Raw genomic sequence first — 8,052 nt, 5'->3', positions numbered from 1 at the left:
GAAGAGCCCGTTGCCGCGTTCGGAGCGGTAACTGCGAGCCTAATTTGCGGCCGAACCATTGTGGTGAGGCTTGTAGAGGTTTCGGCGAATTGCTTGATCACGGTGACGTTGCCCCCAGTTTGCTTACAGCTTCAAAGACTAAGGACGGGCCGCCGCTCATAACATGCTCATAACGTCTAGTACTCTGCGGCCCCCAGCATAAATATTTGGTACGCTGCATAACTGGCCGCGCCTCGTTTTGGAGAAGCTGCCCCCGTACGCTCAAGCGGATCGATAAGTCGAGCCTAGCCGGACTGGTGCAATGATTGGCCAGCGCCAAACACTCGAATGCGTTCTGTAGCCGCGGACGAGTTCCTTCGTATTGCGGTAATTGAACACGGGCCAAACAGACCGTCGCGTAAGCAGAGGGGCACGAAGTTTTTGCCGATTCCGAGGCGGAAGACCACGGTTGGCAATCTTTGCTTTGAATGTTGCCGGCGTCACCTAGCCCGCCCCTAAGTTGGCGAGGCTCACGTCACTGGGACGCCGCTGCGATCTAAGAGTCATGAAGGAGCGTGATGACTCAACCTGGAATTTGGTGGGCCAAAGGCACTCGCCGGGTGATTTACCGCGGGTGTTCTGCGGTTCGCCGTGTTTTCCGGGTCGCTCTCAACAGCAGAGTTTTAGTTCGGGCTCGAACCCGGATCCAGGAGAGGAGATATATTGATGGCCGAGACTGTCACCGTCATTGAGAATCAGTGGATTCCGCTCAAGGACGGAACGCGCCTTGCGGCCCGGCTTTGGTTGCCGGATGTCGCGAGTGTAGCGCCTGTGCCGGCCATTCTCGAGTTCCTGCCTTACCGTAAACGAAATGGCACTTCCCAGCGCGATGAGGCAAACTATCCGATGCTGGCAGCGGCCGGAATTGCGGGAATTCGGGTTGACCTGCGTGGAGCCGGCGACTCAGAGGGCGTGCTTGATGGCGAGAACAAACAAGAACTTCCCGACGCGGCGGAAATCATCGCCTGGATTGCAGCCCAGTCGTGGTCCAATGGTAATGTGGGCATGTGGGGAATCTCGTGGGGCGGTGGCAACACCTTGAGAGTAGCTGCCATGAAGCCGCCTGCACTCAAGGCCGTTATATCGAACGGCTGTTCGATCGACCGATATAGAGACATGATTCGCTACAAGGGCGGCACCCATCTCGGCGCTCGCTCGGCCAATTTGTCATGGCAGTCGCAATTAACCGGCTTTATGTCTCGCCCGCCGGACCCGCAGATCGTCGGTGATAGGTGGCGCGAGATGTGGCGGCAGCGCCTGGAGAATCAACCCTTCTATTTGGAGGAGTGGTTATCCCATCAACGTCGCGACGCTTACTGGCGCCGTGCGTCGATAAATGAAAACTTCGACCAATTCCCAATTCCGGCATTGTTCACTTGCGGATGGAGCGACTGCTATCGAAATTCGCCTTTTGAACTTGTCGAGGGCATGCCAGGGAAGGCGAAGGTGCTGATCGGACCTTGGGGGCACCAATGGCCGCATCTTTTTGCCCGCCCAGGGCCAAGTACAGACTTTGCGACCGAAGCTATTGCTTGGTGGAATCATTGGCTACGTGATGAACCAAATGGTGCCGACAAAATCCCGCAAATGCGAGCGTTCATTCTGGATGGGCCGCGTCCTTCTCCTCGGCGCGAGCGAGATCCAGGCTATTGGGTCGCCAAGAACAGCTGGACAAATCCTAATATTCGCGAGCTTTCGCTGGACGCTTGCGGAACGCTCGTTGAGCATCCTCTCCAACGCTCAGCTAAACGTGTATTCTTGAGCTCGCCGCTTGATACAGGTACTGCCGCCGCTGATCATTATACTGGCATGCCGGACGATCAGCGAATTGACGACGGCGGATCGCTGGTCTTGGAAAGTGAGGGGCTGGAAGCAGAATGCGTTCTGCTCGGGAGACCCTCATTGAGACTCACCCTTTCGAGCGACAGCCCCCTGGCGAATATCGCCGTCCGCCTGATCGATGTACACCCTGATGGCACGGGAATGCTCATTTCCTATGGAGTGCTGAATTTGGCTCACCGGGTCAGTGATGCCGAGCCGATGCCGCTCGTGCCAGGCAAAGACGAGACCGTGATGGTCTCGGTGGATCCATGCGGCTATCGAATCGCGCCGGGTCATCGCATTCGTTTGTCCATCTCGACGGCGTATTGGCCGGTCATGCTACCGCCGCCCTACAATGCCACCCTCGATATCGATCTTTCCAGCATTAGCCTGTCCTTACCGCTTCTTGGCGAACACGAGCGTATCGAAATTCCAGAAACGGCTAACCTCAATCCGCTGCCTACACGCGAAATCTTGATCCCCGGAGAAACTAGGCGCTGGTTCGAGCGCGACCTAGAGAATGGCATTACAAACTATTGTACGATCGACGATGACGGTCTTATCCGCCATCCTGGGAACGGTTTGGCCGAAGGCAGCCGTCTTGAGGAGAAATGGTCGATCGCGGCGCACGATCCCCTGTCGATGACCGGCGAATGCCGCTTCACCATTACTGTTTCGAGAACCGGATGGGAAACGACCACCCATGGCGTCGCAACCTTATCCTGTACGAAAACCGAGTGGATCATATCGCAAGCTATCGAAGCTCACTTTAACGGCGAAGAGTTTTTCTCGCGGACGAGGAGTAAGAAGATCCGTAGAGACTTTATGTGACCATGTCATTTAAGATTCGGAGGTCCCCGCTGATCCATGCATCTGGCCAGTGCGCAAGCGACTTGAATGATACCCTGGAACTTCACGACCGTCCTACCGGTGAGTTCGTTCGCGATTCCAAGCGCTGGTCGATTCAAACTGAGGGCATTCCACGGGGCAACGTCACGCATCATAATGACCGAACTCAGGTCATAACAAATCTCTCCTACTAGCAAACTCCATCTGCCTTAGAGTTTCGACATCGCCAACGCAATACCTGCCAGAAGGAGGTTTCAATGATCAATAGGCGCAGCATTTTGAAGATGAGTGGGGCCGCCGCAGTCAGTTCGTTTGTGCCGCACTTCGCCATCGCCCAATCCTCTTCGCTTGTGGATGCCGCGAAAGCCGCAGGCCAAAATCAGGTGGTGATCAGTTCAGGATCCGGGGTCTTCGGAAAGATGATGAACGAATTGTTTTTTCAGCAATTTACAAAAGAGACTGGAATTAGGGTCATCGCGGTGGAGGCTGATTACGCGCGCCTCAAGGCAATGATCCAGATGAACGCAGTGGAATGGGACATCGTGTACCTCCCTCGCGAACTTGCATTGGGGGCCGAATTCAAACCGCATCTCGAAGAGCTTGGGAAAAACTGCGAACAACTGCCAAACGTCAGCACCGAGGGTGTCGAGGGGTCTTGCGTAGGTGAAGTCGGTGTCCTCTGGGATCAGGGCGGCTTGGTTATGACTTACGATGAGCGGGCGTTCCCTGGAGGCGGTCCAGCGAACTGGGTTGACTTTTGGGACGTCAAAAGGTTCCCCGGACCGCGGTCACTGCCAACTGACGATAGCGCCCTGGAAGTCCTGATGGTGGCGCTCATTGCTGACGGTGTGCCACTCGAGAAACTCTTTCCTATGGACCTTGATCGTGCGTTCAAGAAGCTCGACGAACTCAAGCCGAACATCGCCGTTTGGTGGACCAGCGGTGACCAGAGCCAGCAATTATTCCGAAGCAGGGAGGTGGTGGCTTCGGCCATGTGGAATGGACGTGCATCTCGCTTGCAACGAGAAGGAGTGCCGGTTCGTTTCACCTGGGACGGAGCAACTTACGAATCGCAAACTTTTTGCATAACAAAAGGAGCGCCAAACCCATTGGCCGCCAAGGCACTTCTTAACTTCGTGTACACTCGTCCCGAAGCGCACGCCGAGTTCGTGAAGAACATGTTCTATGCACTTCCCAATAAGAATGCCGCTGCGTTTCTTGATCCTGAATTCGCATCAACGCTCGTGACCGCGTCCGACAATTTGTCGAAGGTGGCCATAATGGACGCCGAGTGGATTCAAGCCAATCGTGCCGCAGTGACTGAGCGGTGGACTGCTTGGATTAGTGAGTAACACCGACACCTCCGGTGGAATAGGTGTGTCCGTCTGTCGCCTGCCGCCCAAAGCATGTAATTGCGTCGAGACGACGCTGCCGGGTGCATGGTTGTCTTCGCGGTCGACATCAGTCGCCGCATGATGGAGCTCCGCGGACGAGCCTTGCGGCACAGCCACGGCAGCTCGTTTGAAGCCAACCCTCTCCCGGAGCTTGAGGCCCCACGTGCGTAGGCTGTGACCTTGCCCCTCTTATCTAATCCGGTTTGAAGTTCGTTCTGGCCCATCGAGAGGACCAGGACATGAAACGTAGCCGCTTCTCTGAAGAGCAGATCATCGGAATTTTGAAGGAACATGAGGCCGGGGTATCGGTTGCCGATCTGTGCCGCAAGCACGGGGTCAGCGACGCCTCGATTTACAACTGGAAGGCCCGCTTCGGCGGGATGGATGTCTCCGAGGCTCGGCGACTGAAGGCTCTGGAGGACGAGAACACGCGGCTGAAGCGGCTTCTGGCCGACGCCATGCTCGACAATGCCGCGTTGAAGGATCTTGTGGGAAAGAAATGGTGACGCCCGCGGCCAAGCGGAAAGCTGTCGCTCGCCTGAAGGAAGGCTTCGGGATGAGCGAACGGCGGGCGTGTAAAGCCATCGGCTGTTGCCGCATGACGGTTCGCCACGAGACCAGCAGGCTGAACGACTGCGAGCTTCGCGAGCGGATGAAGGCGATCGCGCAGGAGCGTCGCCGGTTCGGCTACGGGCGTCTTCTCGTGATGCTGAGGCGGGAGGGCCGTACCCATCCGGTGAAGACCGCAGACGTGCGTATCCGGCGGCCATGAGCACCTGAGCACCGCGGTGCCGGGGTCAAGCTTTCGATGGGGAGACGCGATGATATTCTTCGAGGAGGAGTTTGACCTCCTCGATGCCTTGATCGGTGAAGGCCAAGATTCCGTCGTCATCGTTGGCGCCGTACACCCAGATGACGCCGTCCTCGGGCTCGAGACCGAGGGTCAGGTCCTGGATGAGCGCTTCGCTGACGCCGAGGTCCCTGGCGACACGATCGACGGTGTAGACGTGATGCACCTTATTGCGCTGCATGATCAGGCCGCCGCTGGTTGGGTCCGCAGTTGTGCGGATCTCCAATTCCACGGCAGCAAATCATCGATCCGATGAGCTGGGTGGGCTGCGATGCGCGCCACGATATCGGCGAGCCAGGCCTGCGGGTCGATATCGTTCATCTTGGCGCTGACGATCAGGCTGTAGAGAACGGCAGCGCGCTGTCCGCCGCGATCGGAACCGCAGAACAGCCAGGACTTTCTGCCGAGAGCGAAGACTGATTCATTATGCACCCCCTCTTCAAATGGCGGAAAACAGCGATTCCTGATTGTCGTCGTTGATGCGACGCGGAGTATTGCGCGCCAAATCGGCTTGGATCCGTTCATCTTCAAGGTCACTGGCGCGGATTTGGTAGGGCGCACCGCGCATGACCTGTTCGGCGGGCAATATGCCGTCCCTGATGAAACGGCGGATCTTGACGTGCGACACACGGAGCCTAGCGGCCGCGTCCGACATGGTGAGCCACTCGCCATTCTTGTCGGAAGAGCGATAGCCGCTGATCTTGTGCACCGTGCGCAGCGATTGGACGCGACGCGCGGTCCAGGTCTTTCCCTGACCGGTCTGCATGCCCATGCGGTTGAGTGTGGCAGCGATTTCGGCATCCGACCACCGGGTTGCCATGGATCGCATGATCGCCAGAGCCTCCTCAGGCGTACGCTGGCCATGCTCTCCGGATTTGGGCTTGCGAACCCGTACCTGCGAGTGCTGGCCTCCATGCCAGTGGATGGTCAAGATCACGTCGCGCGCATCGTCATCGACATCCGCCACGATGTCCTTGATGAGCGCGCGCAGCAGTTGCTGACGACAGCGCATGTCGACACCCGGCGCATTCCAGGTGGCCTCGAGATCCTGGGCGAGGCCCGTGAAGTCCGGAACCGCGTCGACAGGCTCCACACGCTGGACTTCGCTCAGCCGGGCCTCGCAGGTCTCCACGCGCCTGAGCGTGGCTTCCCAACTCCTCTCGAGCTGGGCCGCAATAAGCCGGTTCTCCGGGTCGCAAGCGGCATAGCGGCGCTCGGCGAGCGATGCCTCATAGCGCGCCTGCTGCAGGTCCATCTCGATCATCTGCCGCCGCTTGGCTTCGCTCTCCAGCTGCATCCGTTCAGCGTCCAACGCCGCCTCGATCGCCATCGGCGCAACCGCCTCCAGCGCTTCGCGGGTCACCGCCGCGTTGGTGCGAAAGCCGTTGAACGACATGCATCGCGCCTGGGCCATCATGAGGTTGCCGCGCTCGCAGCGATATACCGGATAACCTTGGCCGCGTCCGGCATACATGACAATCAGTCTTCGCCCACATCGACCACAGGAGATGAGACCCGGGAGCAGCGCGCGACCGCCGCGGCCCGACTTGACGCCGCCGGCTTTGCCATAAGCGTTGGCCGCGAGCAGTTCCTGGTTCCGTTCGTACTCGCTCCATCCGATGTAGCCTTCGTGATGGTCGTTGAGCACCACCGCCCACTCGCTAGCCGGCTTGTAATGGCCATAGCTCTTGCGAACGCGGCCATCGACGATCTCAGTGCGCTTCTCGCTCTTACCATAGACATAGGCGCCGGCGTAGAACGGGTTCTTCAGGATCGAGATCACGTTGCGGTAGCGGATCGGAACCCAGTCGAAGGACACCATCTTCTTGCCGTCGGAGGGTCTGGGGAAATGCACGCCGTCATCGATCATCGAGATCAACACTTGCCGCGCACTGCCGAGTTCGCGGAAACGCGCGAAGATCAGGCGAATAGTCTCCTGCAGGCGCATGTCGGGATCGAACCCGAGACCGTAATCGCGGTGCCAGACATAGCCGAAGGGCACGGAGATGCGCAGTTCGCCGCGCTGTGCCTTGGCGCGGGCGGCCTCGTACATTCGGGCACGCAGCACGCCGAGCTCGAACTCGCTGATGCTGCCCTTCATACCGAGCAGCAGGCGGTCGTTCGGCAATCCCGGATCGTAGACTCCGTCCAGATCGATCACGCGTGCATCGACTTCGCCGCACAACTCGAGCAGCCGATGCCAGTCCGGCCCATTGCGCGACAGGCGGGACGCCTCCAGGCAAAGCACGGCGCCGACCTGGCCGGTGCACAGATCGTCGACCAGGCGCTCGAAACCGGGCCGCTCGACGGCCCCGCTTGCGGTTCGTCCCAGATCCTCGTCGATCACCTCTACTTTGCGGAATCCCCAGCGCCGCGCGACGTCGACAAGCTCATATTGCCGACGCTGGCTCTCAAGGTTGAGCTGGACCTGCGCCTGAGTGGACTGACGCACATAGACGACGGCCTTGCGCTTGAGGACGGCAGTCGGAATCAGATTACCGCTCGTCATCGCAGCTCTCCTCCTCCATTGCCACGCCGGCGGCGGCCATTAGTACGTTGGCGAGCCGGGCGATCACTATGGTCCGTTGCGCTGAACTCAGCCCGTTCAGCTTCTGCGAGTCGAGCGGCAAGCTGAGTTGGCGAACGACCACGAGAGATCGTGTCAGGGGTGGCAGGGTTCTCATGTTGCGTCTCCACGATGATGAAACCATCCGGGGAGCCTCGCCGGAAACGGCGTTCGATCAAGAGCTTGTGAAGCTCAAGCAGCGTGGCAAGCGATACGCGCGGGGAGCCCAGGTCCATTGTCGCGCAAGCCACCGGATCGACCATCCAGGCGGGAGCGGTAATGACATGCCCCGGCACGACGACGAGATGAATGATCCGACCGTTCGCGCGTTCTTCGCTGTTCTCGCAGCGAAGCCGGCGTCCGAAATACGGATGCCAACGATAATGGACTTCGACCTCCTGCCCAACATGGGCAGAATGACCCCGAGATTGCTCTCGGCAGAAAGTCCTGGCTGTTCTGCGGTTCCGATCGCGGCGGACAGCGCGCTGCCGTTCTCTACAGCCTGATCGTCAGCGCCAAGTTGAACGATATCG

The 8,052-nt window shown here is 58.9% G+C and carries 6 protein-coding genes and 2 pseudogenes; 4 read left to right on the top strand and 4 right to left on the bottom strand.

The window, feature by feature from the left end; translation table 11 throughout:
* The first annotated feature begins 705 nt into the window (after positions 1 to 705).
* The 3 genes and pseudogenes from NKI29_RS33015 to NKI29_RS33005 form a co-directional block, all read left to right on the top strand.
* On the top strand, positions 706 to 2,691 hold the full coding sequence (locus tag NKI29_RS33015) for a CocE/NonD family hydrolase (RefSeq protein WP_352798652.1): 1,986 nt from the start codon (positions 706 to 708) through the stop codon (positions 2,689 to 2,691).
* 275 nt (positions 2,692 to 2,966) lie between these two features.
* Complete coding sequence (locus NKI29_RS33010; RefSeq protein ID WP_352798650.1) at positions 2,967 to 4,061, top strand: extracellular solute-binding protein; 1,095 nt, start codon at positions 2,967 to 2,969, stop codon at positions 4,059 to 4,061.
* A gap of 281 nt (positions 4,062 to 4,342) precedes the next feature.
* Positions 4,343 to 4,827, top strand: a pseudogene (locus NKI29_RS33005) (transposase); the annotation flags it as partial.
* A gap of 73 nt (positions 4,828 to 4,900) precedes the next feature.
* Here the strand turns inward: NKI29_RS33005 and NKI29_RS33000 are convergent.
* The 4 genes and pseudogenes from NKI29_RS33000 to NKI29_RS32985 form a co-directional block, all read right to left on the bottom strand.
* The gene (locus NKI29_RS33000) at positions 4,901 to 5,134 is read right to left on the bottom strand and encodes a hypothetical protein (RefSeq protein ID WP_502896754.1); all 234 of its coding nucleotides are present in this window, start codon (positions 5,132 to 5,134) and stop codon (positions 4,901 to 4,903) included.
* Between the two features lie 2 nt (positions 5,135 to 5,136).
* A pseudogene (locus NKI29_RS32995) lies at positions 5,137 to 5,364 on the bottom strand (transposase domain-containing protein); the annotation flags it as partial.
* A gap of 28 nt (positions 5,365 to 5,392) precedes the next feature.
* Complete coding sequence (locus NKI29_RS32990) at positions 5,393 to 7,462, bottom strand: recombinase family protein (RefSeq protein ID WP_352798647.1); 2,070 nt, start codon at positions 7,460 to 7,462, stop codon at positions 5,393 to 5,395.
* Positions 7,449 to 7,637, bottom strand: a complete 189-nt coding sequence (locus tag NKI29_RS32985) for a hypothetical protein (protein WP_352798645.1) — start codon at positions 7,635 to 7,637, stop codon at positions 7,449 to 7,451. Before NKI29_RS32985 ends, NKI29_RS32990 begins: the two co-directional genes overlap by 14 nt.
* On the opposite strand from NKI29_RS32985, the gene NKI29_RS32980 reads away from it, so the two are divergent.
* Entirely contained in the window at positions 7,636 to 8,025 is a 390-nt protein-coding gene (locus NKI29_RS32980; RefSeq protein WP_352798643.1) for a hypothetical protein, read from the top strand. The genes NKI29_RS32985 and NKI29_RS32980 overlap by 2 nt on opposite strands.
* Positions 8,026 to 8,052: the final 27 nt, after the last annotated feature.

This window comes from Mesorhizobium sp. M0678 (assembly GCF_040320505.1).
Taxonomy (GTDB): Bacteria; Pseudomonadota; Alphaproteobacteria; order Rhizobiales; family Rhizobiaceae; genus Mesorhizobium.
Note: the sequence above shows the minus strand (reverse complement) of the source record. Positions and strands in the feature narration are given on the sequence as shown.